Source organism: Paraburkholderia susongensis, from assembly GCF_900177725.1.
Lineage (GTDB): Bacteria > Pseudomonadota > Gammaproteobacteria > Burkholderiales > Burkholderiaceae > Paraburkholderia > Paraburkholderia susongensis.
The window spans coordinates 708154-734642 of the sequence record NZ_FXAT01000002.1; the positions used below are offsets into that span (position 1 = coordinate 708154).

The 26489-nt window shown below is 67.1% G+C and carries 19 protein-coding genes; 7 read left to right on the forward strand and 12 right to left on the reverse strand.

Translation table 11 applies throughout. The annotated features are described in order from the left end of the window. The first annotated feature begins 49 nt into the window (after positions 1-49). A complete protein-coding gene (locus tag B9Z01_RS08320) occupies positions 50-307 on the forward strand; it encodes a hypothetical protein (protein ID WP_008923870.1) in 258 nt (85 codons plus the stop codon). A 187-nt stretch (positions 308-494) separates the two neighbouring features. Here B9Z01_RS08320 and B9Z01_RS08325 read toward each other — a convergent pair whose 3' ends face one another. Continuing rightward, the gene (locus B9Z01_RS08325; RefSeq protein WP_085481748.1) at positions 495-785 is read right to left on the reverse strand and encodes a putative quinol monooxygenase; all 291 of its coding nucleotides are present in this window, start codon (positions 783-785) and stop codon (positions 495-497) included. Positions 786-1353: 568 nt separating this feature from the next. Here B9Z01_RS08325 and B9Z01_RS08330 point away from each other — a divergent pair. Next, positions 1354-2673, forward strand: a complete 1320-nt coding sequence (locus tag B9Z01_RS08330) for a sensor domain-containing phosphodiesterase (RefSeq protein WP_244195958.1) — start codon at positions 1354-1356, stop codon at positions 2671-2673. Between the two features lie 23 nt (positions 2674-2696). Here B9Z01_RS08330 and arfB read toward each other — a convergent pair whose 3' ends face one another. Beyond that, the gene (arfB, locus tag B9Z01_RS08335) at positions 2697-3101 is read right to left on the reverse strand and encodes an alternative ribosome rescue aminoacyl-tRNA hydrolase ArfB (protein WP_085481750.1); all 405 of its coding nucleotides are present in this window, start codon (positions 3099-3101) and stop codon (positions 2697-2699) included. Positions 3102-3294: 193 nt separating this feature from the next. Here arfB and B9Z01_RS08340 point away from each other — a divergent pair, with 193 nt between their 5' ends. After that, positions 3295-3936 carry a VC0807 family protein gene (locus B9Z01_RS08340; RefSeq protein ID WP_085481751.1) on the forward strand — a complete coding sequence of 214 codons (642 nt, stop codon included), beginning with the start codon at positions 3295-3297 and terminating at the stop codon, positions 3934-3936. 231 nt (positions 3937-4167) lie between these two features. Here the strand turns inward: B9Z01_RS08340 and B9Z01_RS08345 are convergent, their stop codons facing one another. Genes B9Z01_RS08345 through recC form a run of 3 tightly spaced genes read right to left on the reverse strand, consistent with a single transcriptional unit; the run spans position 4168 to position 13477 of the window. Further along, entirely contained in the window at positions 4168-6330 is a 2163-nt protein-coding gene (locus B9Z01_RS08345) for an AAA family ATPase (protein WP_085481752.1), read from the reverse strand. Beyond that, positions 6327-10049, reverse strand: coding sequence for an exodeoxyribonuclease V subunit beta (gene recB / locus B9Z01_RS08350; RefSeq protein ID WP_085481753.1), 3723 nt, complete (start codon positions 10047-10049; stop codon positions 6327-6329). Before recB ends, B9Z01_RS08345 begins: the two co-directional genes overlap by 4 nt. After that, positions 10046-13477, reverse strand: coding sequence for an exodeoxyribonuclease V subunit gamma (gene recC, locus B9Z01_RS08355; protein ID WP_085481754.1), 3432 nt, complete (start codon positions 13475-13477; stop codon positions 10046-10048). The genes recB and recC overlap by 4 nt, the downstream gene beginning before the upstream one ends. 244 nt (positions 13478-13721) lie before the next feature. Between recC and B9Z01_RS08360 the strand changes: the two genes are divergently transcribed. Further along, positions 13722-16217: an FUSC family protein gene (locus B9Z01_RS08360; RefSeq protein WP_085481755.1), complete on the forward strand. Its 2496-nt coding sequence runs from the start codon at positions 13722-13724 to the stop codon at positions 16215-16217. Between the two features lie 32 nt (positions 16218-16249). Here the strand turns inward: B9Z01_RS08360 and B9Z01_RS08365 are convergent, their stop codons facing one another. Both B9Z01_RS08365 and B9Z01_RS08370 read right to left on the reverse strand, forming a co-directional pair. Continuing rightward, the gene (locus B9Z01_RS08365; RefSeq protein ID WP_085481756.1) at positions 16250-16459 is read right to left on the reverse strand and encodes a hypothetical protein; all 210 of its coding nucleotides are present in this window, start codon (positions 16457-16459) and stop codon (positions 16250-16252) included. Positions 16460-16667: 208 nt separating this feature from the next. Next, positions 16668-17153, reverse strand: coding sequence for an Lrp/AsnC family transcriptional regulator (locus B9Z01_RS08370; protein ID WP_085481757.1), 486 nt, complete (start codon positions 17151-17153; stop codon positions 16668-16670). Between the two features lie 138 nt (positions 17154-17291). Between B9Z01_RS08370 and B9Z01_RS08375 the strand changes: the two genes are divergently transcribed. Next, the gene (locus tag B9Z01_RS08375) at positions 17292-17939 is read left to right on the forward strand and encodes a cysteine dioxygenase family protein (protein WP_085481758.1); all 648 of its coding nucleotides are present in this window, start codon (positions 17292-17294) and stop codon (positions 17937-17939) included. A gap of 192 nt (positions 17940-18131) precedes the next feature. Here B9Z01_RS08375 and B9Z01_RS08385 read toward each other — a convergent pair whose 3' ends face one another. The 4 genes from B9Z01_RS08385 to B9Z01_RS08400 all read right to left on the reverse strand — a co-directional run bounded on the left by B9Z01_RS08385 (position 18132) and on the right by B9Z01_RS08400 (position 22927). Then, positions 18132-20963, reverse strand: coding sequence for a mechanosensitive ion channel family protein (locus B9Z01_RS08385; protein WP_085481760.1), 2832 nt, complete (start codon positions 20961-20963; stop codon positions 18132-18134). A gap of 103 nt (positions 20964-21066) precedes the next feature. Further along, entirely contained in the window at positions 21067-21714 is a 648-nt protein-coding gene (locus B9Z01_RS08390) for an NAD(P)-dependent oxidoreductase (protein ID WP_085481761.1), read from the reverse strand. Positions 21715-21884: 170 nt separating this feature from the next. Then, positions 21885-22340 carry an Rrf2 family transcriptional regulator gene (locus B9Z01_RS08395; RefSeq protein WP_085482093.1) on the reverse strand — a complete coding sequence of 152 codons (456 nt, stop codon included), beginning with the start codon at positions 22338-22340 and terminating at the stop codon, positions 21885-21887. A 98-nt stretch (positions 22341-22438) separates the two neighbouring features. Next, positions 22439-22927 (reverse strand): BCAL1086 family glycoprotein, encoded by a 489-nt coding sequence (locus B9Z01_RS08400; protein ID WP_167387454.1) that lies wholly within the window; start codon positions 22925-22927, stop codon positions 22439-22441. A gap of 308 nt (positions 22928-23235) precedes the next feature. Between B9Z01_RS08400 and B9Z01_RS08405 the strand changes: the two genes are divergently transcribed. Beyond that, positions 23236-23817, forward strand: a complete 582-nt coding sequence (locus B9Z01_RS08405) for a DJ-1/PfpI family protein (RefSeq protein WP_085481762.1) — start codon at positions 23236-23238, stop codon at positions 23815-23817. Positions 23818-23975: 158 nt separating this feature from the next. Further along, entirely contained in the window at positions 23976-24302 is a 327-nt protein-coding gene (locus tag B9Z01_RS08410; protein WP_085481763.1) for a hypothetical protein, read from the forward strand. Here B9Z01_RS08410 and B9Z01_RS08415 read toward each other — a convergent pair. Continuing rightward, positions 24242-26161, reverse strand: a complete 1920-nt coding sequence (locus tag B9Z01_RS08415; RefSeq protein WP_085481764.1) for a sensor histidine kinase — start codon at positions 26159-26161, stop codon at positions 24242-24244. The two genes, B9Z01_RS08410 and B9Z01_RS08415, sit on opposite strands and share 61 nt — an antisense overlap. Positions 26162-26489 lie beyond the last annotated feature (328 nt).

Sequence of the window (26489 nt, forward strand, 5' to 3'; positions counted from 1 at the left end):
GGCGGCGGCCGGCCCCCTAACCCGTGCGCACCCTGGTGCGGAGGACAGCATGAGCAACATCCAGCTAGATATCGAATGGACGGAAGCAGCATCTCGCAAAATCGAAAAACTGATGCCGCGCGGCGGTCAGGAAGCGTACCTCGCGCTGCCGCCCGTCGAATGCCTGCCGATGGAAGGCGACGTGCTGTTTCTCGGCCCGGCTGGCAAGCAGCAGCCGTTCATCGTCGCAGAGCGCCAGTATCACCATGACGGCGACGCGGACTGGACCATCATCCTGATCCTCGACGTGCCGCAAGCAACTCACTGACAACCGGCGGTGCGATCGACGCCGCGCCGTTGACCGCAGGCGCGGCGCGGGCGGCCATGTGATGCATCTTCCGCTCGCCAGCGCGCCGCCTCGTCCCATGTGCCGTGCGGCTTGTCCGCCCGAAGCGCGGCATGCGCCGGAGCTGCCGCCTGGCGCCTGCCGGCTTCCGGCGCCAATCGCAGGACGTTCAGGCGATTTTCGACGCGACGCGAATTTCCGCGTGCTCGATCCAGTCCGCGACCGCTTTCCGGTACGCCTGGATATGCGCTGATTTCGCATGCGCCGCCAGCGCTTCCTCGCTCACCCAACGCTCGACGAACACAAATCGGCGCGGCTCCTGCACATCGCGATGCAGGTCGTACTGAAGCACGCCCTGTTCCTTGCGCGTCGGTCCGACAATGCCCTCGAGCGCCGCGCGCAGTTGCTCTTCGTGACCCGGCTTCGCCACCGAAATTGCGACTACTGTGATTTCCGACATACTTGCCCTCCTCTTCACGAAAAGCAGCAGCATACCCGTCGTCCGACGACTCTGCCGGTGAACGCGGCAAGGCTCCGCTCCGCGCTTTGCGCGCCTCGCCACAGCGCCACAGCGCCGCAACGCCGCTGCGGCCAGCGAGGTGCGTCAGCCAAAAAACCTATCGCTGCAATAACGTCTGAGCACCGTCCTCGCCTGGAATTTGGCGGGCGGCCGCCTACCGCCCTGCTACCCTCGGCTGGTACGGCAACTGATTGCGATTGAGAATCGGTTTCGCGCGAGGCAAGCGCGCGAACACTCCGGCGCCATCCCCGCAACACGTTGCCGGGCGGCCCTGAGTACCCGGTTTGCAGGCATATCTGGCGGTCGGGCATTTGTGATTACCCGCACATTATTGTCCCCCGCAAACTGCTAGACTCGTTTTGACCCATTCGCCGGAGTCCAGCATGGCTGGCATCGCCCTGCGCGTTCCCGGGCTGTATCCGTTGCGCCCCGTCGACGCTTCGGGCGTGCGAGCGCTGCGCGCCGAAGAGGTTTGCGTACCCCTTCACCCGCTTGCCGCAGGATTCCCATGTCCGCTCTCATGCCCGCCTCTATGCCATCCGTCAGCGAATTGACTCTGAGCGGCCTGCTCCCGCATCTGGTCCGCGGCGAGTCCGGCTGGACCGCGACGTGGCGCGCGCTAACGCTGCACAGCGTGTTCCAGCCGGTGCTGTCGGTGACGCATCGGTGCGTGGTCGGCTACGAGGGGCTCCTGCGCGCGTTCGATCCGGTTGGCCTGCCCGTCTCGCCCGACGTGCTGTTTTCCGGCACACGCTCAGCCGCCGAAGCGCGCGAGCTGGATCGCATCGCACGCTGCCTTCATGTGGCGAATTTCATGGAGCAAGGCATCAGCACAGGGTGGCTGTTTCTCAACACGCGCCCGCAGGTGTTCGAAACGGGCTGGCCGCAGCGCGCGTTCATCGACGAGCTGTCCGCGCATTTCGGACTGCCGCAGGAGCGCATCGTGATCGAAGTGCTCGAGCAGCCTGCCGACGACGAATCAGCCGTCGCCAGCATGCTCGCGGCCTCGCAGCCGCGCGACTTCCTGATCGCGATCGACGACTTCGGCACCGGTTTTTCGAACTTCGACCGCGTGTGGCGCTTCCGTCCCGACATCGTCAAGCTCGACCGCTCGCTCGTCGCGCGGGCGGGCAAGCGCGAGGGCGACGAGTCGATGATCAGCCATCTGATCGCGATGCTCCATCAGTCGGGCACGCTCGTGCTGGCCGAAGGCGTCGAAACCGACGAGGAGCTGATGATCCTCATGCAAGCCGACGTCGATTTCGTGCAGGGGTTCTGGTTCGGCCAGCCGAAGAGCTCTGTGCAGGCGGCCTGCACGAACGTGCCGGCGCTCGTCGAGTCGATCTGGAGCAAGTTCGCCGACTACGAGCGTGCGCACGACGGCCACCCGTGGCTCGGCTTCGAAGGATTCACCGAAGCGGTGCTTGCCGCCGCCGACACCTACAAGGCAACCGGTGACCTCGAACAGGCGGCGCAAAGAATCTGGCATTTGCCCGAAGCGCGCCGCGTGTTTCTCACCGACGGCCAGGGCGAGCAGACCCAGCCGTCCGTGACGGCCGCGTCGGTGCCGCCGCCGCCGCAGCGGCTCGCGCCGCTCTATGCGGAGACGCGCAGCAACTGGTCGCGGCGCGCGTATTTCCGGCACGCGCTCGCCACGCCGGGGCGCGTCGCCATGATGGGGCCGCACTATTCGCTCGCGGATGGTCAGGACTGCTACACCGCGGCGATCGCCTTCGAGCATGACGGCACGCATGTGCTGTGCGTCGATTTCGTGCCGGCGGCTGCGACCGCGGATGCGCGTACCGGCAGACGCGGAGGAAAGTGGTAGGAGCGGCTGATTGCCGGCCGTAGCTACTCGTGCACCCGGCCGCGGCCGGACTTGATCTCGCTGCGTTTCGCCTTGCCGTCGAGACGGCGCCGATTCGACGCGCGTGTCGGCTTGGTCGCGACCCGCGGCTTGCGCGTCACGCTGACACTTTCGATCAGCTCATCGAGCCGCGCCAGCGCCGCCGCGCGATTCATCTCCTGAGTGCGATGCTCCTGCGCCTTGATGATCACCACGCCATCACGCGTGAGCCGGTGATCGGACAACGCGAGCAGACGCATCTTCAACACCTCGGGCAACGACGAAGCCCGCACGTCGAAGCGCAGATGAATGGCGCTCGAAACCTTGTTGACGTTCTGACCGCCCGCGCCCTGTGCACGCACGGCGGTCAATTCGATTTCGTTCGGCGGGATCGGATAGCGGGATGTCATGAGCGGGATCGAACAAAGGTCTGTGAGTGTACAAGCCGCTGGGGCGATATGCGTGCAGTGGGTGATGAGCGGTGGGCGGCGCGGTGCCAGCCGGAGCTGGCGCAGCATTGCACCGCGCCGCGTTACGAAAAACCATTTGCGTCGGCACGGCCAGTTCATCGATACTGCGTTTTTGCTTACAGCGTAAATTCGTATGAAAATCCGCCCGGGTTTCGTACTCGAACTGGCCGTCAACTTCCTGCTGCCGTGGCTTGCCTACCGGCTTGCGTTGCCGCGTGCCGGTGAGACCGGTGCGCTGATCGCGTCCGCCGTGCCGCCGCTCGTCTGGAGCGTGATCGAGCTGGCGCGCTTCCGTCGCGTCGACGCACTGAGCATGATGGTGATCGTGGGCATCGTGCTGTCCGTCGCTGCCATGGCCCTCGGTGGCAGCCCGCGCATGCTGCTGTTGCGCGAGTCGCTCGTCTCCGGCGCGGTCGGCGTGGCGTTTCTGCTGTCGCTGCCGTTGCGCCGCCCGCTGATCTTCTATCTCGCTCGCGCGACGGTCGCCCGTGAAATGGAAGGCGGCGCCGCGCACTTCGAGGCGCTGTGGCGCGAACGCCCGGGCCTCGCCGCAGCCATGCGGACGATGACGCTCGTCTGGGGCGTCGGCCTGACCGGCGAAACCGCGCTGCGCGCATGGATGGCGCTCACGTGGCCAATCGGGCGCTTTCTCATCGTGTCGCCGTTCATCGGTTACGGCATCTACGGTGCGCTCGCGCTGTGGACGCTGTGGTATCGCAAGACGATGCGCAGCCGCGCCGAGGCAAGCGCGCGGGCGAGCGGGGTCGCCAGTTGACGGACGGCACGGGGCAGATTGCCACGCCGGGTTCCTCCGCCGCCATTCGTCGCCTCCGCGAAGCTGTTGTCGTCTCTCGGCGCATTAGTGCAGCACGTCGCTCCTCGTTGCCGCATTACTTCTCGCCGCCCGTCCGCTCTCGCGGTTCCTCGTCGGTTTCCGACACTTTCATCGGATCTAGCCAGATCGAACCGGTTCTCGCCGTCCTCAGCGCTTCTCCGCTTCTCCACCTTACCGCCCTAACCTCGCCGCCTCAGCAATCCTCGCGGCCAGACCCGAATCGCGCTGCGTCGGCGTCGCGATTGCCTGTGCGAGCACGGCGCGCGCGCCGATCACCTCGACCCGTTCGCGCGCGCGCGTAATCGCCGTGTACACGAGTTCGCGCGACAAAACCCGGCTGAACAGCGACGGCAGCACCAGCACCGTGTGCTCGAACTCCGAGCCTTGCGACTTGTGAACCGTCAGCGCAAACGCGGTGTCGTGCGGCGGCAGCGCGGCCGGCGACACGGCCCGCACATCGCCGTCGCCGGTGCGGAAATACACGCGCAATACGCCACCCGTGCCCGGCAGCGCAATGCCGATGTCGCCATTGAAAAGCCCCAGCGCGTAGTCGTTGCGCGTCACCATCACCGGACGCCCGGCAAACCACTGCGCGCCGACTGCGAGCGTGACGCCCGCCGCGCGGCGCACTTGGGCCGCCATCGCCGCATTCACCTGATCGACACCGCGCGGCCCGAGGCGAGTCGCGCACAGAATGCGGAAACGGTTCAACGCGTCGAAAAGCGGCAACGGGTCGGGCGTGCCGCTGGCGAGCGCCGCGGCCAGTGCATCCGCATACGGAGCAAAGCCGGCGGCGAGCCGTGTGACAGTGCGCTCGGCAAGTGTGGCGTGCGCGTCTTCGCGCAGCGCCGCCGCGCAGGTTTCGGCGGGATCGATCCGCAGCACGTCGAGCGCCTCACTGGCCGAGCCGTTGCGGATCGCGAGCGACAAACGGCCGATCGGCGACTCGAGGCCGAACCGGTAATTGCGCTCGAGCCAGACGACGCAGTCGGCAAGCGGGCTCCGGTCATTCGTCGCGGACGACGACACTGCCTGCCCGCTTCCGGCCGGAGCAATGTCGTCGAACAGATCGCCCGGCGGCTGTGATTCGAAGTCCTCCAGCGTATCGGGTGAAATAAAAAAATCGTCGGGCGGCGCATCGTCGAGATTGCGCGCCGCACGCGGCAACGCCCGCGCGAGCCGCGCCTCGTCGATGCCGAGCGCCTGCGCGACCCGCCGCAAACCGCGCGGCGTCAAGGCGGGCCGCGCGCTGAGTTCGGCGAATACCGCGCCCGCTTCGACCGCCGCGAGCTGATCCTTGTCGCCGAGCATCACGAGACGCGTCTGCGGCGCGATCGCGTCGAGCAGGCGCGCGGCCATCGCGACGTCGATCATCGACGCCTCGTCGATCACCACGACGTCGTACGGCAGCGGATTGTCGCGATGATGGCGGAAGCGCCCGCCCGGCCCCGAGCCAAGCAGACGATGCAGCGTGTACGAGGTCTGCGGCAAGCGCGCGGCGAGCGCGGGCGGCAGATCGCCGGCGCGTGCGAGCAACGCTTCCTGCATGCGCTGCGCCGCCTTGCCGGTCGGCGCAGCGAGCGCGATCCGCAAATCGGCACGCGCATCGAGCAGGCACGCGAGCACGCCGACCACGGTCGTGGTCTTGCCCGTGCCCGGTCCACCGCTCACGATCGTGAGCCGCCCCGATAGCGCCATCACGGCCGCGACGCGTTGCCAGTCGACATCGTCGTCTTTCGGCGGGCCGAAGTAACGCAGCAGACGTTCGCGCAGCGCGGCGGGATCCGGATCGGAATCAACGATGGAACCAGCGGCAGAATCAGCCGCGGAATCAATTGCGGCATGAAACGCGTGATCGGCCCCGGCATCCGAAGCGTGCCCTTCGCCCGCCGCGTGCGCGACCAGCGCGCGCGCGAGACACCGCTCGTAATCGTAGTAGCGCGCCAGATACAGCCGCCCCTGTCCATCGATCACGAGCGGCCGCAGCGCCGCTGCGCTTTGCGCGCTGTCGTTCGCCATGTTGCTCACCATGTCGCTCGCCAACAGCGCCGCGCGCACCTCGGCGCTCGACGCGTCGAAGCGGTGCGCGAACACCGCAAGCGGCACGCACACGTGACCTTCGGTGGTCGCGCGGCTCGCGGCGAACGCGCCGCGCGCAGCCCATTTCACCGCGTCGGACGACGCGCCGCCGCGCCGCGCGAGCATGCCAATGCGGCGCGCGAAACCCTCGGCGAGCGCAATGCTGAAATCGGCCGGCGCAGGCAGATTGACGCCGATGTCCTCGAGCCCAAGCGGCACGGCCGCGCGCGGATCAAGTGTGCTGGGCGTGCTCATGCGCCACCTCCGATCATCGCCGCGTCGAGCAGCGCCACGAGTTCGAACGGCGGGCGGCGCATATGCACGCCAGCGGGGCCATCCGCGTCGCGCCACTCTGGCCGCACGCCGCGCACGAACAGATACAGATAGCCGCCGACATGCGTGTCGTAGGCATAGCCACGCACACGCGTCTTCAGATAGCGATGCAGCGCGACCGTGTAGAGCAGCGCCTGCAGGTGATAGGCGTGGCTCGCCATCGCCGCTTCGAGCGGCGCGGCGGCGTAGTCGGCGGCAGTGTCGCCGAGGTGATTCGATTTCCAGTCGACGATCCAGAAGCGGCCGTCGTGCTCGACGATCATGTCGATGAATCCTTTGACGAACCCGCGCAACACGCCGGGCTCCAGCGCGACATCGGGATAGCCGTATTCGATCAGCAGTTCGCGCAGCGCCGGAAAATCGAGCGACGGCGCCGCGAACAGAAACTCGAGTTCGTTCAGACGCCGGTGCCGGTTCAGCTTCGCGAGCGCCATGCCCGGCACGAGTTCGGTCGAGACCACATCGCCGATCAAGCGATGCATCATCGCGGGCAAACGCGCGGCAAGTTCGGGCACAGCCGGCGCCGGGCGCTCGCGCAGCGCGCCGCGAATCGCGTCGGGCCACGTGCTCGCGTCGGTGAAATCGGCGAGTTCGAACATGCGGTGCAGGCAATCACCGGCCGCCGCGCCGCGCGGAAACGCGAGAATGTCGTCGTCGGCATGAGCGGGCGTTTGCTGAGCAGATGCCGGCGCGAGCAGCGGCGCGGATTCGAGCGCATCGGCAATTTCGTCGTGATCGGGCCGCACCTCTTCCTGCGGTACATGCGCGTCCGCGGCCTTGCCGCCGGCCGCGATCAGTCCGCTGAAACTCGCCATGCGCCACTGATCGCGCAGCGGCCGGCGATTGACGCGCGCGAGCAACTGCGCGCCAAGATCCTGCAGACTTTCGAGCGGCGTGCGGCGCATCCCTTCGGGCAGCGCCTGCAACGTGACAGGCCCGCCCGCGAGCGCCTGCCAGCTTGCGGCCAGCGCGGCTTCGTCGGGTGGCTCGGCGAGCCAGTCGTCGAACACGTGAGCGCCGCCGCCCACGAGCCAGTTCAGCACGCTGCGGCGCGACTCCTTCGTCGAACGCGATATCAGATACGTGCCCGCGACCAGATAACAGCGATACACCGCGCGCGTGAGCGCCACGTAGACGAGCCGCGCGCGCTCGGCCGCCTGCTCGCGCAGCGCGTAGCGCGACGCGTGCGCGGCTTCCTCGTCGTCGCAGCCGTAGTGCAGCACCGCCTCGCCGGTGTCATCGTGATACTCGCGCGCATCGGGCAAGCCGGACGAAGGCGGCTCGCGCAACGCGCCATCGTTCAGGAACGGACAGAACACCACGGCGTATTCGAGGCCCTTCGACTTGTGAACCGTGACGATCTGCACGAGGTTGCGATCCGATTCGAGCCTTAGCTGCGCCTCTTCTCCGCCGCCCTGCTCGCGCTGCGCGGCGAGCCAGCGCAGGGTCGGCGCGATGCCCGGCTGCGTGGCGGCGCGCGCCTGCACGAGTTCGGCAAGGTGGTTCACGTTGGTCAGGCGGCGCTCGCCGTCGGGTCCGGCAACGAGCCGTTGAGCGACGCGCAGCTCGCGCATCAGCGTGCGCCACATCACCGCGAAGCCGCGCTCGTGCCACAGCATCCGGTAGCGCGAGAAGCGCTCGACCCAGCCCATCGCGTCGGCCCCATCGTCAATGCCGGGCGCTGGCGCGGGTTCGTCGGCGCCCGCGGGCGCGTCGGCGACCTGTGCAAGACGCCACAGCGCGGCAGCGTCGAGCCCGAGCCAGTCGGTGGCGAGCGCGGCGCGCAGGCGCCGCAGATCGCCGGGCGTGTCGATGGCGGCGAGCACGCGCTCGATCTGCTCGGCGTCGGGCGTCGCGAACACCGACGCCTGTGCAAGCTCCACGCTGCCGACGCCCCAGGCCGCCAGCACGCGTTTGACGAGACTGCCCTGCTTGTGCGTTTGCACGAGCACCGCGATGTCGCCCGGTGCAATCGGCCTGTCGCCGATCGTCACCGTGCCTTCGCGCGCGCCGCGCAACAACCGCACGATCTCGGCCGCGCACGCCTCGCTCGCCGCGCGCTGCGCGGCGCGCTTGCTCAACGCGGCCTCGCCTTGCGGCAAGGTCCAGATGCGGAAATCGCCACTGCCCGCTCCGGGATCGACAAACGGCGCGCGGCGCCGCTCGCCCGCGCGCACCGGCTGATAGTCGAGCCCGTCGAGCACGAACGCCCGCGGGTTGGCCTCGAAAATCCGGTTGCAAGCCTCAACGATCGGCGCGGTCGAACGCTGGTTGACCGCCAGCGTGTAGCACGCCGATGCCGACGCGCGCGCCGCGAGGTAGGTGTGCAGATCCGCCGCGCGGAAACTGTAGATCGCCTGCTTCGGATCGCCGACCAGAAAGAGCGGCCCAGCCGGTGCGAAGATGCGGCTGAAGATCGCGAATTGCAGCGGATCGGTGTCCTGAAACTCGTCGATCAGCGCGGCCGGATAGCGGCTGCGCAATGCATCCGCGAGCCACGAATGAGCGGCCAGCGCGCGATACAGGTTCGCGAGCAGATCGTCGAACGAGACGACGCGGCGCGTGCGCTTGCGCGCCACCAGTTCGGCGGGCGCGTAATCGAGCCACGTCTCTACGAGTGTGAGCCAGCGCGCGCGCTGCGCGGCCTCGGCCGCGACGACGGCCGCCGCCAGCCCTTCGGCTTGCTCGAAGAACGGATGGGCGGGCGGCTCGAACTTGACCTTGGTCGCCTTCTTCAACGCCGACACCGTCAGCTTCAACGCGGCGCGCGGCGGCGGCGCATGGCAGTCGCCCTGCGCGAAGTAGTCGTTCCACGCGGCGACCGCGGCGCTCACGTGATCGGGCTTGTGCGTGGTCTTGCTCAGGCGCTGCTCTGCCTCGGCGAGCAGCGCGACGATCGCATCCCGCTGCGCGTACCAGATGGCGCGCGCGGCATCGAAACCGGCTTGCGGATCGGCGTCCTCGCTGCCTGCATCCACGGCGCCCCAGCGCAGTTGCGCGAGCGGTTTTTTCAGACGCCGCGCAAGCTGCTCGTCGAGCGAGGCGGGACCCGCGCGTTTCGCCACGAGCCACGCGGCGAACGCCGGATGCGCATAGGCCTCCGGTTCGACCCGCTCGCGCCAGAAATCAGCGGCGAGTTCGAAACGCAATGCCGCGTCGTCGGCTTCCATCTCGAACGCGAACGGCATCGCCGCGGCGAACGGCGCTTCCTGCAACGCGCGCTGACAGAACGCATGGATCGTGTGGATCGCCGCCTGATCGAACGTGCGCAGCGCGCGGCGCACGACCTTCAACGCGGCCTCGCGCTCGATGCCGTTCTCCGGCGCGAGCGTCGTTTCGAATAGACGCTGGATAAACGGATCACCGCCGTCGTCGTCCATTTCGATCGCGCGATGCAGCTCCGCGAGACGGCCGCGAATGCGTTCGTGCAGTTCCGCCGTCGCCGCCTTCGTGAACGTGACGACCAGAATCTGATCCGCGTTCAGGTTCTTTTCGAGCAGCAGCCGCACGTACAGCGCACAGATGTTCCACGTCTTGCCGGTGCCCGCCGACGCTTCGATCTGGTTGACGCCGTCGAGCGAACACGCGAAGACGTCGAGTTCCTCGGCCACCAGTGTGTGACTGTGCGCCGCGCCGCTCATGATGCGCTCCGCAGATGCTGGATCAACGGCTTGAAGACGATCGCGGCGAGGCTGCCGAATGGTTCGTCGAGCGTGAGCGGCGTGCCGCGCAGCGCGATGCGCAAGGCCGGATCGTCGGACTCGCCGCGCACGCGGTCGTTGATCCACACGCCTTGCGCGGCCGATTCGCTTTCGCTGATCCTGGTCCACGCGCTCTTTGGGAAAAAGCGCAGCGGCAACCTGCGCCCGACTTTGAACAATGCGGCCAACGGCGCGAGTTCGTCGAGCGGATTTGCGACCGGCGCGAGCTCGAAGCTCTCGCCGCTGCCATGCCACACGGTGCGGCGCGGGCCGTCCGGCTGCGCCGCGCAATAGACCAGATGCGCGAGCCACGCGGACAGATAGTCGCGCGCGGTGGCTTTGGCATAACGAAAAATCACTTGTCCCGTTCCGGTCAGCAAATTCAGTGTGCCGCGCAATTGCAGCGGTGTTTCGGCGGCTTCGCGCAGCAGCGCGTCGTACTCACCGAACAGCGCGCCGGACAGCGTGTCGGCAATCTCAGCGCTATCGGGCCAGCGCGGCGCCACGTCGAGCACGAACGGCAGGCGCTCGACACCCGCGGCCACTTCGCGGCGCACGCTCGCCGCCAGTTGTTGCAGCGCGCTCAACTCGCGCGCACGCCACACCGCGCCGGTCGCGCCGCCCGGCAATTCGGGGCTCGCCTCGGCGACGCGGCGCACGCGGCTGAACATGGCCTCGTCTTCCACATCGGCGTCGAGCAGCACCGGCAACAGACGCTCGGCGAGCGCGTCGCGCCCCGCGTAGTCGAGATCGAACGGCTCGGTGTCGAGCAGTTCGCCCTGCGCATCCGACAACGCGATGCCAAGGCGGTCGCGCAACAGCGAGCGCGCCGGATGACGCCAGAAGCGCACGAAGTCGCCGAACTCGACTTCATAGGTCTCTTCAGGCGGCAGCGGTTCATCGAAGAACGGCGCGGCGGCCGGATGCTCGGGCGCGGCAAGCAGCGTAGCCAGTTCGGCGCGATCGGCGTCGTAGGTGAAAAGATCACGCTGCGGGTCGGACCGCGCCGCGAAGTAGTCCGATGCGAACGCCTGCAACGGATGCTCGACGATGAACGCGTTGCGCGCGTCATCGACCTGCCCGGGACTCGCGCCCTCGCCCGCCGACACCTGCGCGAGATGATCGAGCAATTCGTCGACGAGCGCGGCTGGCGGCAGCGGCGCGTTGTCGCGAATGCTGCGGCCCGTGTAGGCGATGAAAAGCCGCTCGCGCGCGGCGAGCAGCAGATCGAGGAACAGATTGCGCTCGTCGTCGCGGCGTTGACGGTCGCCCGCCTTGCCGAACGCGGCCATCAGATCGAACTCGTCGGCCCGCGCGAGACTCGGCAGCACGCCGTCGTCCATGCCGATGAGGCACACGACGCGAAACGGCAAGCCGCGCAGGCTCGTGAGCGACGAAAACGTCACGCTGCCCCAGGGCACGCCGCCGCGCGCGGGGTCGTCGAGCGCTTCGGTGAGCGCGCTGCGTATCACCGAAGCGGGCAACGGCACGTCCTGCGCGCCGGCCTGCATCGCGTCGCCCATCGCATCGAGCGCGTCGCGCACCGCCGCGAGCGAATCGGCGAACTCGACGCCGCCGTCGAAGCACTGCGCGAGCGTTTCGAGCAACAGTTGCAACCATCCGGCAGGCGTGCGCTCGATCGCGCATTGCGCGGCGAAGCTGTCGATATCGTCGACGAAACGCGACAGGCGGCCGAGCAGTTCGGCGTCCGCGCCGCCCGCGCCTTCGACCGGCAACCACGCGTCCACCGGTTCGCCACCGGCCGGCATCGCGTAGCCGAGGTAGAGCCGCGTGAGCGCATCCGCGAACGTGTGACGCGCGACCGGCACGTTCTCGCCGAGCGGTTCGAGCGGCGCGAGACCGCGCCGCGCCCCGGCCGCCGCAAGCCATTCCTGCGCGGTTTCGAGCGAATTCGCATCGATCCCGTAGCGCACGGCGACCGCGTCCACGCGCAGCCATTCGATCAGATCCGGCGCACCGACGCTGCGCTCAGGCAGCGCGAGCCAGTCGAGCAGCAGACGCGCGACCGGGTTCGCCTGCGACGGCGGCAAACCGGTGATCCGGTAGGGAATGCGGCGCGTGTCGCCCGCGGGCGTGGTGCCGAACACCGCGTCGATCAGCGGGCCGGCCGCCGCGAGATCGGACACGGCGACGAGCACGTCGGACGGCTGCAGGTCGCCGAATTCGTCGAACCAGCCCAGCAGACGATCGTGCAGCACTTCGAGCTGGCGCGACAGGCTATGGCAGACGTGCACTTCGATGCCGCGCTCGAGCGGCGGCTCGTCGGCATCCGCCTCATCGCGCAGATCGAGAATGCCGTTCTGCACGGCCGCGAGCCAGCTCGGTTCGGGGTTCCCGGTAAAGTCGCCGGTCTCGGCGGAAGCGGCGCTCTCGGTCAGCTCGTGCAGCATGTGCAACTGCGCCTGAGTCTGCCGCCCCCATTCGGCGAGCAGCGGATGACCGACCTCCTGATAGTCGAGCTGACCGGCCGCGTCGAGCGCCTGCACGCGCCCTTCGCTGACCACGTCGAACCAGAACTCGCGGCACGGGTTCATCACGTACAGACGCACGTCGATCCAGCGCGACAACGCGCGCAGCAATGCGATATGCAGCGGCGGCATGGTCGGCAACGCGAACACGCTGACCGCTTCCGGCCATTGCGCGTTCGAGATCGCCTCGAGATCGAGCGTGCCGATTTCATCGAGGAAGCGGTACGCGGGCGGCAGCGCGGCCGCGGATGTTTGCGCATTGCCGCCCACTTGCGCGACTTCCGCGAGCACCGCGCGCCACAGCGCCGCCTGCCAGCGCTCGTCCTCGCGCGCCGCCTCGCTCGCGCCCGTGAGACGCGGACCGGTGTCTTGCGCGGTATTGCCCGTGGTATTGGCCACTGCGCCGCCCGCGAAGATCGAACCGCCCTTCTGCCATTGCAGCAGCCATTCGGGGCGATAGGTCAGATAGTGATCGAGCACGGTCGCGACACGCCGCGCGAGCTCGTAGCGCATCGACGCGTCCGCCGCATCGAGATAGGTGCGCAGACGCGGCGACGCATTCCACGGCAGCGATTCGTGCGCGTCACTCAACAACCGGTAGCAGCGCCACACGAGCCGGTCCGGCGCGAACGGCGAATGCCTCGGCACCTCGATCACGCCGCCGATCTGCGCCCACAGCCATTGCGCGAGATAACAAAAATCGATGTTTGCGCAAATGCCCTGGCGAGCGGCGATATCGAGTTCGAGCCGCCTGCGGACCGCCGCGCTCGGCACGATCACGGGCCGCGCGCTCCATGGGTCGGCGCTCGCTTGCGCGAGGTCGTCGAGCAACGCGCCGACCAGCGTTTCATAGCGGTTCGAGTAGAAGATCTGCAGCATGGATTCCGGGTGAGACGCGGCACGCGGGTGGCACACCGGCGGCGCGCGGGCAGTGCGCGCGGGCCACGGCAGCCATTGAAGCGACAGCATAACAAACACGCCCCCCAGGGCATAACCTGGCCGGACGGACGAGGTCAGAACGCGCGCAAAATCAGTTAGACTCGACGGCAGTTTCGAGCTGTCTTTCAACTGCGGCTGTCTTTTCAACTGCGGTTTTTCTCGGTGAATGGATTCCAGGTAGTCGATGCGCTATTCGGTCGAAATAAAAAAATTCCTCTATAGCCAGTACTTTTATGGCGGCCTGCGCATCGCGGTTGGCGTGTCGTTACCGGCCATCCTGTGCCTGATCGTGTTTCACAATCGCGAGCTCGGTTTCACGATCGCGACCGGCGCGCTCGGCGCCTGCGTCGTCGACATGCCGGGTCCGCTCAAGTACAAGCACAACGAGATGCTGGCCTGCACGGTGATCGGCTTTCTGTCCGCGCTCGCCACCGGGCTCGCTACCGTGAATCCCATCGCGCTGTGGTGCACGGTCGTGCCGCTCACGTTCGTGCTCTCGCTGATCGTCGTGTATGGCAACCGCTGGCCGCAGATCAGCTTCGCCACGCTGTTCATGATGATCATGACGCTCGAGGAGCACTTCACGCCGCTGCAGGCGCTCGTCAATGCATCGTGGATCCTGCTCGGCGGGCTCTGGTACACGTACTGGTCGACGCTCGTGAGCCGCTGGATGCTGCATCGGATCGAGCAGCAGGCGCTCGCCGAAAGCGTGTTCGCGTGCGCGGACTATCTGCTTGCGCGCTCCGCGTTCTACGATCTCGACAACGATCTCGACGAATGCTACCGCAACCTCGTCGACAAGCAGATCATCGCGGTCGGGCGCCAGGAGGCCGCGCGCGACATCGTGCTGCGCAATCTGCCGAAGCGCAAGCGCGGCAAGCTCGAACCACGCCGCGCGATGCTGTACAACCTGTTCATCAACACCGTCGATCTGCACGAGCTGTTCGTCGGCGCGCACACCGATTACACACTCGTACGCAGCACCTTCGGCGGCTCCGATCTGCTCGTGTTCTATCGCGACCTGATCCGCAAGGCGGCGGAAGATCTCGAGGAAATCGGCCTCGCGGTGCTGCAGAACCAGGCGCCGCGCCGACGCGTGAACGTCAAGGCGGAGTTGCGCGCGATCGAGTTCGAAATCGAGCTCATGCGCAAGCGGGATCTGCCGGAGCAGAACCCCGAGGCGTACTCGGCGGTGTCGTCGAATTTCCGGCGCATCTGGAGCGCCACGCGGCTGATCGACAGGATGCACCGGAGCCTTACGACCGAGCCGAGCCCGACCGAAACCGAATTGCGCATCGACGAGGCGTTGGGCCGCTTCGTCTCGAGCCGCCGCGTGCCGTTCGGGCAGATCTTCTCGAATCTGACGATGGCCTCGCCGAGCTTTCGCCACGCGTTGCGCGTGACGATCGCGGTCGCGGTGGGCTTCTGGCTCGGTCGTCTGCTGCCGCTCACGAATGCCTACTGGATCGTGATGACCACGGTCATCATCCTGAAGCCCGACTATTCCCTGACCAGGCAGCGCAACGGGCAGCGGATCATCGGCACGCTGATCGGCTGCGCGGCGAGCATCGCGCTCATCATCTTCGTCAAGGAGCCGCACATCCTGATGGTCGTGATGTTCGCGTCGATGGTGATGAGCTACAGCCTGCTGCTGTTCAATTACACGGCGAGCGTGGTGTTCACGTCGTCGTATGTGCTGCTGCTGTTCCATCTGCTCGCGCCGGGCAGCATGCGCATCATCGGCGAGCGCGCGATCGACACCGTGGTCGGCTGCGCGATCGCGATCGCGGCAAGCCATCTGTTCCCGTACTGGGAATACCGGCTGATGGGCAAGCTCGTCAACAACATGATCGGCGCGACGCGGCAGTATCTCGAAGCAAGCTGGTGGTGGAGCGGCAAGCCTGCCGCGGCGGTCGTCGCCACGGTCACCGAAGCCGGCGCGCGCGCGCCGGCCGCGGCGATGGCCGATCCGGCGATCGGCTTCGGCGGTCCGGCGCTCGTCGAGGCGGGTACGGGTGTCAGTGCCAGCATGAGCACCGGGGCGGGCGCGGCGGCACAGCCCGTGGCGACTACATACCCACAGGCAGATGACGCGTCCGCCAGCCCCGCCACGGTCAGCAACGCGACCGCGCGGCCAGCCAGCGGCGCATCGGCGGCGGCAGCGGCGGCTGCGACCGCGCTCGATCGCGATTACCGCTATCGGCTCGCGCGCAAGAACGTCCACGTCGCGTTCGCCAATCTGGGCCAGGCGTTCCAGCGCATGATGCTCGAACCGAAGTCCGTGCAGAAGTTCGTGCCCGAATTGAACGGCCTGCTCGTGCGCAGCCACGTGCTCGCCTCGCAAATCACGGCCGCCGCGCCGCTGCTGCGCACTTCCGCGCAACAGCAGCAGCAGGTCGAGGACATCTCGCTACAGCCGCTGCAGCGCGCGCTCTCCCTCGTGCGCGACAATCTCGCCGCAGCCGAAACGGGCACCGCATTGCCCGCCGAGCAGAGCGACCAGGTCAAGCTGATGACCCGCGAACTCGATGCGATGGTCGTCGAAACGGAAAAATCGCCGGACTATACGGCCGATGCCGTGCACGACATGAAACAGCTCGCTCATCAATGCAAGCAGATGCTCGCGGCGTCGGCACAGATCCGCAAGGATGCGAGCGTGATTCGCCTGCCGGAGGGGTAAAACGGAGCGCAGTGCGGGAGCGCAGTGCGGCGTTACTGCGCGGCGCCGCTTGCGGGCTTCATCGCATTGGCCGCCGCGGCCGCATCCGACGAAACCGATGGCTCCTGCGCGTTCTGGCTATCGAACTCGTGCTTCTCGTGGATCGCGTTGTAGAACAGCGTGGCAATCACGAGCAGGATCGCCACCACGATAAAGACGGCAACGCCAAAGGTCGGGTTCTTCTTGCGCGGCGGTTTGTTCATGAAGCAGGCCCGGTTCGCGAGACAGTCGCGGATGGTGTGAGGGAAGGCGGCATTCTACGCCCACTGAGCTTGCACACGGCTTGCAGTCTGCACACCGGGCGAAGCGGGAAGCGCGGCGCGCCCGCTTTCGATGTAGCAAGCGGCGCGCCTCGCGCATATCGGTTCATTGCGCCCGCCTGCTTGCGATCCTGGGGCAATCTGTCACGCCTCACCGGCCGCCTGTGACGGTCGCGGCTGGCCGCACCGGCAACGCCGTCGAGTACTTGATCTGCTCCATCGCGAAACTCGAACTCACGTCGTACAACGGCACGGCCGTAATCAGCTGCTTGTAGATCCGGTCGTAGTCGTCGATATCGGACACCACCACGCGCAGCAGATAATCGGTCTCGCCGCTCATCCGGTAGACCTCGACCACTTCGGGAATGTCGCGCACCGCCTGCGTGAACGCGGCGGCCCAGGCCTCGGTGTGCTGGTTGGTCCGCACCGCGACGAACACCGTGGTCCCGACGCCGAGTTTGCGTGCGTCGCAAAGCGCCACCTGCGCGCGAATCACACCCGCCTCCCTCAGGCGCTGCAGCCGCTTCCAGCACGGCGTTTGCGACAGATTCACGCGCTGCGCGAGTTCGGCGATCGGCATGGTCGCGTCTTCCTGCAGCAGTTCGAGCAGCTTCCGGTCGATGATATCCATACCCATACCGACACTCCTGATAGGAAATTATTCTACTTTTCAGAGCCTCAGGGGAATTATATGGAAACTCTTTCTCCGGTCAAACGGGTATAAATATCGATACCGAAAATAGCCGACAAACAGCCAGCACGCTGCATCACGACCATGAATGACGACCTTCGCGCCAGCACCTTCGAGCGCCTCTGCGACTACCCGACGCCGCTGCCAGGGCCGGATCAAACCTACGCCGACGCGCGGGCGGCCCGCACGCCGCTCGAACGGCTTTGCGACACGCTCGACGCGATGTTCGAAGCCTGTGCGAAATTTCCCGAGCCGTCGCACTCCGCCTTCTTCGCGCGCAGCATGCGGCTCGCGCTCGCCGAGGCGGCCGCCGACCCTGCCTTGCTCACGCCGGCGCAACGCGAAGGCTCGCCCGAAAACTACCGGCGTCATCTGCTCGCCGCCGATCCGCGCGAGCGCTACGCGATTGCCGCGCTGGTCTGGCAGCCGGGCCACGCAAGCCCGGTGCATGCGCACCACACGTGGTGCGGCTACGCGGTGCTCGAAGGCACGCTCAGCGAAACGATCTTCGAATGGGACGGCGCGCAGCATTGCGCGAGCGCGATGCGCTCGCAGGCGCGCAAACGCGGCGCGGTGTCGTTCGTGCGCAGCGGACGTGGCGCGATTCATCGGCTCGGCAACAACGGCAATGCGCCCGCTATTTCGCTGCATATTTACGGCGTGGCCGGCGCGCGGATCAGCACACATGTGAACGACATCGTGCGCGTCGCCGAAGCGGCGGCGTTGATCTAGTCGGGCCTGTTCACGCCAATTACGGACTTGCGCTGGCCGCCGGAAGGGCAGAACGCAAGAAATACGGCGAAGGGAATACTGGGCGTATTCACGGGGAACATGGCGGGACTACCCGCACGCCGGCTGTCCCATTCGCCATGCGAGCACGCGATCAACGCCACCGCGCTCGCCCGCCCTTGCTCGACCTCCCGCTCAACTCTTCCCGCCCCCATCGCCTGCCGTAGGAATCTGCGGCGGAATCGGCGCGGTCTGTCCGGTCGGCGGCGGCGCCGGACGCGGCTCGTGCGACACATCGCGCGCCGGTGCGAGAGGCGCCTGCGTGGCGCGCGCCGACGCACCGATCCCGCCCGCCTCGTACTCGCGCTCGCGCTCGCGCGCATCCTCATGCGGCCTGTCGTGCGTCCTGCCCTGGGCCCTGTCCTGTGCCTCTTCCCGAGTCCTTTCGTGTACCTTTTCGTGCGTCCTTCCGTGCGCCGTCCCGTGCGCGCTCTCCCGTTCCCGGTCAAGCGCCTCGCCATGCGCATGCCGCGCCTCGTCCGCCTCCCGATGCGCGACGAACCCGGACATCTCATCGTCCCGCAAAGGTTCGCCCTCGCTATCCTTCGACGACGTGTACACGCGCATCTGCGCGACCGGAATCTCGATCCCCGCTTCGTCCATCTTGCGCTTGAGCCGTAGATTGAACGCGCGCGCGACGCTCCATTGCTGCAACGGCCGCGTCTTGATCTGCCCTTTGACGACCATCCAGTTCGGATCGAAACGGTCGAGCCCCCACACCTCGATCGGCCCGAGCATCTCGCGCCGGTAACGGAAGTCGGCCATCAGATCGGCGCCGACTTCGCGGATCAGTTGCGTGATCTCGTCGACATCGGTCGAGAACGACATGCGCACCTCGAACACCGCATACGCGAAATCGCGCGAGAGGTTCTTGACGATCTTGATCTGCGAGAACGGAATCGCGTGGATCGCGCCCTGCCCGTCGCGCAGCCGCACGGTGCGGATCGACAGATGCTCGACGGTGCCCGCGTGTCCGCCGTCGACGTCGATCCAGTCGCCGACCGAAATCGTGTCCTCGATGATGATGAAGAGGCCCGTTATCAGATCGGTCACGAGCGACTGCGCGCCGAAGCCGATGGCGAGACCGATCACGCCCGCGCCCGCGAGCAGCGGCGTCACGTTGATGCCGAGATTGGCGGCCGTCACGATGCCCGCGATCGTCATGATCGTGACGAGCAGCACGTTGCGCACGAGCGGCAGCATCGTGCGCGCGCGCATGCTCGGACTGCGCGCCTTGTTGCGCAGACTGCCCGGATTGAGCGCCTCGGTAATCGCCGTGTCGACGAGAATCCACAGCAGCCACGCGATGAACACGGTGGCGACGATCGCCGTGACCGCATGCGCGACGCCGCGCGCCGCGACGTTTTTCTCGACCATCGCCGCAAGCGACACACCCCACAGACGCGCCGCGAGTTCGAAGAAGAACAGCCAGATGAAGAGCGTCGAGAGCGTGCCGAAAAAGCGCAGCAACCGCGTCAGATACGGCGAGCGGCGCCGCGCGCGCGCACTGCGCGGACGCGTCATGCGCAGCACGATCGCCGAGAGGAAAAACGCCAGCACGAGCAGCAGCGCCGTGACGATCGAAATCTGCAGCACGTTCTCGCTGGAGCTCGTGCCGCCGAGCGTCGCGACCACCGAGGCCGCCGCGAGCACGAGCACCGGCACGTGCCAGAGCGCGGCGAGCACCTCGAACGCGTCGGTCGCGGCCTTGTGATCGTTGCGCTGCTCGTAGGGCCGGTTGCGGATCAGATGCGCGACCGGCCGCCGGAACGCGAGCGCGAAATAGCCGGCCAGCACGGCGGCCGTCATGTTGGCCGCGGTCGAAATCAGCGCGGCGAGATTCGAGCCGAGCTGATGGGCGACGTCGTAGTTGACGGCCGCGTCGCCGAGCGCCCCGCATATGCCGACCGCGAACAGGACATGCCGCGCCTGATCGATCAGCAGGCGCACCGCGACGCGCCGATGCCCCGAGCCGAACAGCGAGAACATGATGAGGCAGATCGCGGAAAACACCGCGCCCGCAACGATTGCATAAGCGACCACCATGCCGAGCGTGCGGCCGAGCGCATCGGGCATCGCGCGCACGAACAGCAGCGCCGCGACGAACGCGATGATCCACGGCCCGACACGGCGCAACGCGAAAATCAGCAGCTCGCGCGTGGTCGGATTCGGCTTGAGATCGACATCGATGCTGAAGCGCCGGTAGAAACGGTGCTGCACATAGATCAGCGCGCCCGCGCACGCGCCCCAGCCGGCCAGCATCGCGAGCATCGACAGCAGAATCCTGCCGAGGCTCTCGCGCCCCTGGCCCGAGACGATCGTGTACAGCTCGTTGCCGGCCGCGTTGAGGCGCCCGCTCCAGTAACGCAAGGGCGTGCGGCCCTCATGCACGTCGGATTCGAACGAGGCGATGCCCGAGGCGATCGCGCCGAGCAGGCCGGGACTCGGCTGCACGGGCGCGGCCGGCCCGACGGTTTGCGCGGCGTTTTGCGACACGTCGCGCAGCTTCTTCAGCTGGTTGACGAGCGCGGTGCGCTGACGGTCGTTGTCGAGCGTGGTAATCACGCTATCGAGCGAGCGCGCGAGTTCCGCCTGGCTCGCCGGCGACGGCGCCGAAGCCGCGTCGGCCGCCGATGCGCCCGATGCCGCGGACGCGGGCGCCGCCGGGGCGGTCACGGTCGCGCTGTTGATGAGGCTCTGCAAGGCCGGAATGACCGGCGTGCCGGTGCCGAGCGCTGGGCCCGCGGCTTCGGCGCGCAGCGGCATCACGCCAAGGCACAGGATCAGGGCCGCGCACCACAGCGCGGCCACCCATGCGCCGGTCGATGTCACCGCTCGCGCTGCCGCGCGGCGCGCTGTATCGCTGGCAGTTGGGTGGCAGGAAAAATGAGGGACGGTGCGAGTCGCCGGCTGGGCGCCGCTAGACGGCGCAGCCTCGGACTCACGCCGCGACGGGCATGACGGCATGGCAATCCGTAAGAAAACGGGAGACGCCAGTGTAGCCGCAGTTTTGCCCGGCGCGCCCGCGCATGCGTAACCGAATGTTAGTGCGCTTGCTCGGGCGGCAAGTTCAGTACGCCACCGTCGCGAGCTGGCGAATGAAACGGCCCTGCTCCAGTTCGTCGACGAACGCGATTGCGTAGTCTTCCGCGGAAATGCGGCTATTGCCTTCGGCATCGGCCAGCAGCGTATTCGCGCCCGTGCGGAATTGGCCGGTGCGCTCGCCCGGCGCGATCATCGCGGCCGGTGCGAAGCAGGTCCAGTCGAGATCGGTCACGCTGCGGTAGTAGTCGAATACGTCGCGGTGCGCGAGCGCGATGCCCTTGTAGGCGTCAGGAAAGCTGTCGGTGTCGACCAGTTGCTTGCCCGGCGCGACTTCGAGCGAACCCGCACCGCCCACCACCACGAGGCGCTTCAGACCCGCCGCGCGCACGCCTTCGACGAGCGCATGCGTCGCCTTCGAGAGCACCGCGAAGTCGCCTTGCGGCGGCGCATACGCGCTCGCCACGACGTCATGGCCGCGCACCGCGGCGCTGACGCTCGCGGCGTCGAGCAGATCGGCCTGCGCCGCGTGCAGATTCGCGACGCCGGCCGGCACACGCGCCGGATCGCGCGCGAGCGCCGTGACCTGATGCCCGCGACGGGCCGCTTCCGCGGCAATCCGCGAACCGACCATGCCGGTCGCGCCGAACAATGCGATCTTCAATTGCTTGCTCATTTCACTGACTCCTGATGCGTAATATGTAACCATAATAGTTACATATAAAGTGGAAAAAAGCGGGGCGTCAACCCCGTTCGTTCTATTCAGACGCGCCTGCCGCAATGATTCGGCACGCGCCCTGCCATGCTGCTTTCTCTCAGATCATTGCCGATGGGTTATCGGCAACGTCAGCCTTGCACGCGGCGCTTGCGCTCCCGCTGCTTTTCCGTGCGCACCACATCCGCGGTGGCGTCGGCAAGCGTGCGCGCGGCAAGCGAAGCCTCCGCCGCCTGCTGCGCTTCGTCGATGATACCGCGCAGCACGCTCTGAATATTGCGCCCCACCATGCATGCCGGATTCGGCTCCTCGCGATGCAGCGCGAACAATCGCGCATCGTCCACCGCGCGATACACGTCGAGCAGCGTGATCTGCTCCGGCGGCCGCGCGAGCAGCGCGCCTCCGCCCGCGCCGAGCTGCGACGTGGTGAGCCCGGCTTCCGCGAGCATCGCGAGAAGCCGGCGGATCAGCACGGGATTCGTATTCACGCTGCCCGCGATCATTTCCGACGACAGTGGCACGCCCCCCTGCAACGACAGCAGCGCGAGCACGTGCACAGCAAATGCAAACCGGCTACTCGTGTTCACAACGAACCCGTCCTGCAACGAAATGTGTAACCATGATAATTACACTTCTGCTCGATGTCAAACGAGTCGTCAAGCGACGGGATGGACCAGCATGCATGTCATTTATCCATCTGCTTCTGCGCGTCGCTGGAATCGGCCGAAGCCGACGACGAACCAGACGAAGAAGCAGACGAAGAAGCGGACGACGTCGCGTTCTGCGCCGACCACGCCTGCAGCTTGCGCCCCGCCGCCTCGAGACCCTGCCCCGTAATCGACGCGGCCTTGCCAAGCTGCGCGTTAGCCGTGCTCGCCGCGTTCTGCAGATTGGCCTGCGCGCTCGATGCGAGCGCAGCGGGATCGATATTGATCGACGGCGCGGAGGCGGAATCGAGGTTCTGCTGCGCGGTGGCCTTGGTCGCATCGACCTGCTGGCCGACGTAGCTCGCCGCCTGATCGAGCTTCTGACCGGCGGCCTGGGCAGCGTCGTTGAGCGTGCCCGTCACCTGACCGGCCGACGCATCGTTTTTCTGGCATGCGGCGAGGCCGCCGAAAATCAGGACCACGAACGCCGCGCGGCGCAACAAAGAGGAAGGAAGCGATGAAATCATGTTGGGTATGAGCCGCACCGGGCGGCTCGGGCATGCGAAGACGCGCCCATGATACCGCCGTTGCGCCGCACCCCCGCTTTTACGCGCCGCGCGCAACGCACATCGGCGCCGCCAGCGGCCCGCCGATCATGCCGCGTGAGCCTGCGCCCGCGCCTGCGCCTGCGCATGGAGCGCGCCGCCCCGTCGCCGTTCTGTCAAGGTTGATGGAGTAGACTGCCTGAGCATCGAGCAGCACTCAGCATCTCATCGCGCCGATGCACGCCTGTGAACCTCGGCGCGGTATTCCGTTGATCAACCGGAGGCATACGATGGCTGCAAAGAAGATCCTGTTCCTGACCGGCGACTTCGCCGAGGATTACGAAACGATGGTGCCGTTTCAGGCGCTGCAGGCGGTCGGCCATATCGTCGATGCGGTCTGCCCGAACAAGAAAGCGGGCGATCGCGTGAAGACCGCGATTCACGATTTCGAAGGCGACCAGACCTACACCGAGAAGCCTGGCCATCAGTTCACGCTCAACGCCTCGTTCGACGACGCCGATCCGCGCCAGTACGACGCGCTCGCGATCGCCGGCGGCCGCGCGCCGGAGTACTTGCGGCTCGACCCGCGGGTGATCGACGTCGTGCGGCAATTCGCCGAGGCGGGCAAGCCGATCGCCGCGATCTGCCACGCCGCGCAGCTGCTGGCCGCCGCCGACGTGATCCGCGGCAAGCGCATTTCCGCGTATCCGGCCTGCGCGCCCGAAGTCAAGCTGGCGGGCGGCGAATATGCCGACATTCCCGTCGACGCCGCGATCACCGACGCCAACTTCGTCACCGCGCCCGCGTGGCCCGCGCATCCCGAGTGGCTGCGGCAGTTCCTCGTACTGCTCGGCACGCGCATCGAGCATTGAGTTCGACGGCGAGCACGCTCACGCGCCTCGCGCACGCTCCGCCTTGCCGCCAGGCGGCGCTCGCCGCAACATCACCCGCCCCCCCACATTTGGGAGTCGTCCGATAGTTCTCGAAGAAAAGCTCCCCCATAGTCGCGGCTGCCTTGGGGGAGTATTCGATGAAACTGACCGACTGGATCGTGATCCTCGCCATCATCCTGATGGCGATTGCGTTTTTCTGCGCACGCAGGCCGGGCGCCTGGTCGCGCAACAACCGCGCGCGGCGTATGGCGGGCACGCGCCTGCTGCTGCAGGCCGCGTGTTCGCTGTGGGCGGCGCTGCTGATCGCCGTGCAGGGCCTCTTCACCGTCGACGGCTTTGCCGGCTTGCGGCCCGCGCCGCTCGAAGTGCTCGCGGGCGTCGCGGTGCTGGCGGCCTGCGGATGCTATTGGTCGATTCGCGGCAGCCGGCTGCTCAAACCGCGGCGCATCTTCGCGGGCTCCTGAGCGCTTTCCGAATTCGCGATATCGGTCAAGGCGCCGTCGGTCACCTCATGCCTACCGGGTGCTGATACCGCGCTGCGCATCGGCGGAATGGGCGGCGGCCTGCCCGCTGCACTTGCACTTGTACCCGCACCTGCACCTGCCACACCTGCACTTGCGCCCGCACCCGCGCGCTCACGCGCATCCAGCTCCGCACCGCTGCCCCACGAATTGCGCGCCGCCCGAACACCAGCCGCTTCCCCCAGCGCCGGCGCGCCGGCCACGTACTCCCTCGCACCCGCGCCCGCCTCGGGAAGCGACAGATAAAACGTCGTGCCCGCCCCCTCCTTCGATTCCGCCCACACGCGGCCACCGTGCCGTTCGACCATGCGCCGCACGAGCGCGAGGCCGATGCCCTCGCCCGCCGTCGCATTGCCGTGCAGACGCTGGAACGCGTTGAAGAGGCGCGGCAGCGCGATGGCCGGAATGCCGAGGCCGTTGTCGCGCACATAGAAGATGCGCAACGAATGCACGCCTGGCGGTGCGGGCGTCGTGCCGATTTCGATGCGGCCTTCGCGCGCCGGGTCCAGATAATTGACCGCATTGCCGATCAGGTTCGCGAAGATCTGTTCGAGCGCGGTGGGATCCCCCCACACCGCGGGCAAGTCGCCGACGGTCACGCGCGCGCGCCGCGCCCGGATCGAGCCCTGCATCGCATCGACGACGCGCTGCACGATGTCGCGCACATCCACCTTCTGGCGCCGGTACTCGACGCGGCCGACGCGCGAGAGCCGCAGCAGCGCATCGATAATGTGCGACGCCCGCAACACGGCAGTCTGCAGATAATGCAGCGCCTCGCTGATGTCCTCCTCGATCACGCGCTCGATGCGCTGCCGCGCGCCCGCCGCGAGCGACGATTCGCGCACCATCGTGCGCAGTTCGTCGCACGCGTGGATCAGTTCCCTCGAGAAGCCTTGCAGGTTCACGAGCGGTGCGCGCAGATCGTGCGACACGCTGTAGATGAACATTTCGTTTTCCTGAGTCTGCTGCCGCAGCGTCTCGTTGATCCGCGCCAGTTCGGCCGCGCGGCGCTCGAGGTCCGCGTGAAAGCGCGCCTCGATGCGCTCGGCTTCGAGCAGACGCCGGCTGGTCTCGTGCAAGGTCAGATCGAGCCGCGCGATTTCATCGCGGCCCGCGCCGATCGGCGCGAGCGGTTCGTTGCCCGCGAGCCGCCCGGCGTTGTCGGAGAGCAGCGCGAGCCGGCCGCGCACGCCGCGCGTGAACATCCACACAGCGAGCGCGACGAACAGCAGCGAGCCCAACGCGGCCGCGACGATCAGCGACTGCTGCCGTTCGCGCGCCGCGTCGGCGGCATTCGAGCGCAGCGTGTCGAGGCGCCGCTCCTCGCCCTGGAACGCGCTCACCTGGAAGCGGAAACGATCGAGCACGTCGGCCTGAGCGAGATCGCGAAAGCGCGCGAGAATGTCGGCGCGCCGCCCCGCGTGCAGCAGGTCCTCGATCCGGTCCGACCATTGACGATACGCCTGCACCGCCTGGCGCACCTCGACCACGCGCTCGACCTGCGCCGGATTGTCCGCGACCAGTTCGGCCAGCTGATCGATGCGCCGGTCGACGTTGATCCATAGCGCCACCGGCGTCGTGAAGTGAGTGTCGTTGGCGAGCACCGCGCCGCGCAGCGCGACGGATTCGGAGAGCACCGGATCGAGAATCGCGGTGCTCTGGCGCAGCACTTCCTCGCTGTGCATCGCCCAACGCTCCGCCTGCGCGGTGTCGGCCTGCGCCTTCACGAGTCCGGAAAGCAGCGCCAGTTCGAAGACAGCAGGAATCGCGATCAGCAACAGGCCTTTAGTGGTCAGTCTCATGCGTGCGCATTGAAGGAATTGGCCGGCGGATCATGCACGGAGTCGGCACATTATGTCGGCGTTTGCGTAGGAAGACAAAGAGACCGCAAGTCACGGCAAGCGCCCGCTTCGATGCGGCGCCGGGCGCGTCGCGCATGCGCCTGCGTGTGCCTGCGTGTGCCCTCGTTCAGCACCGCCTGGGCACTTCATGCGTCAGGATTCCAAATAAAATTGTAATTAAAATCGAAGATTACGCCCTCAACTGGATCATTCCCGCCGCAATCCGGCGCGCATGCACTTCGATTGTGCTTATGATCTCTGTTCAGGTGCAGAAAGTATCCGCGCCGCA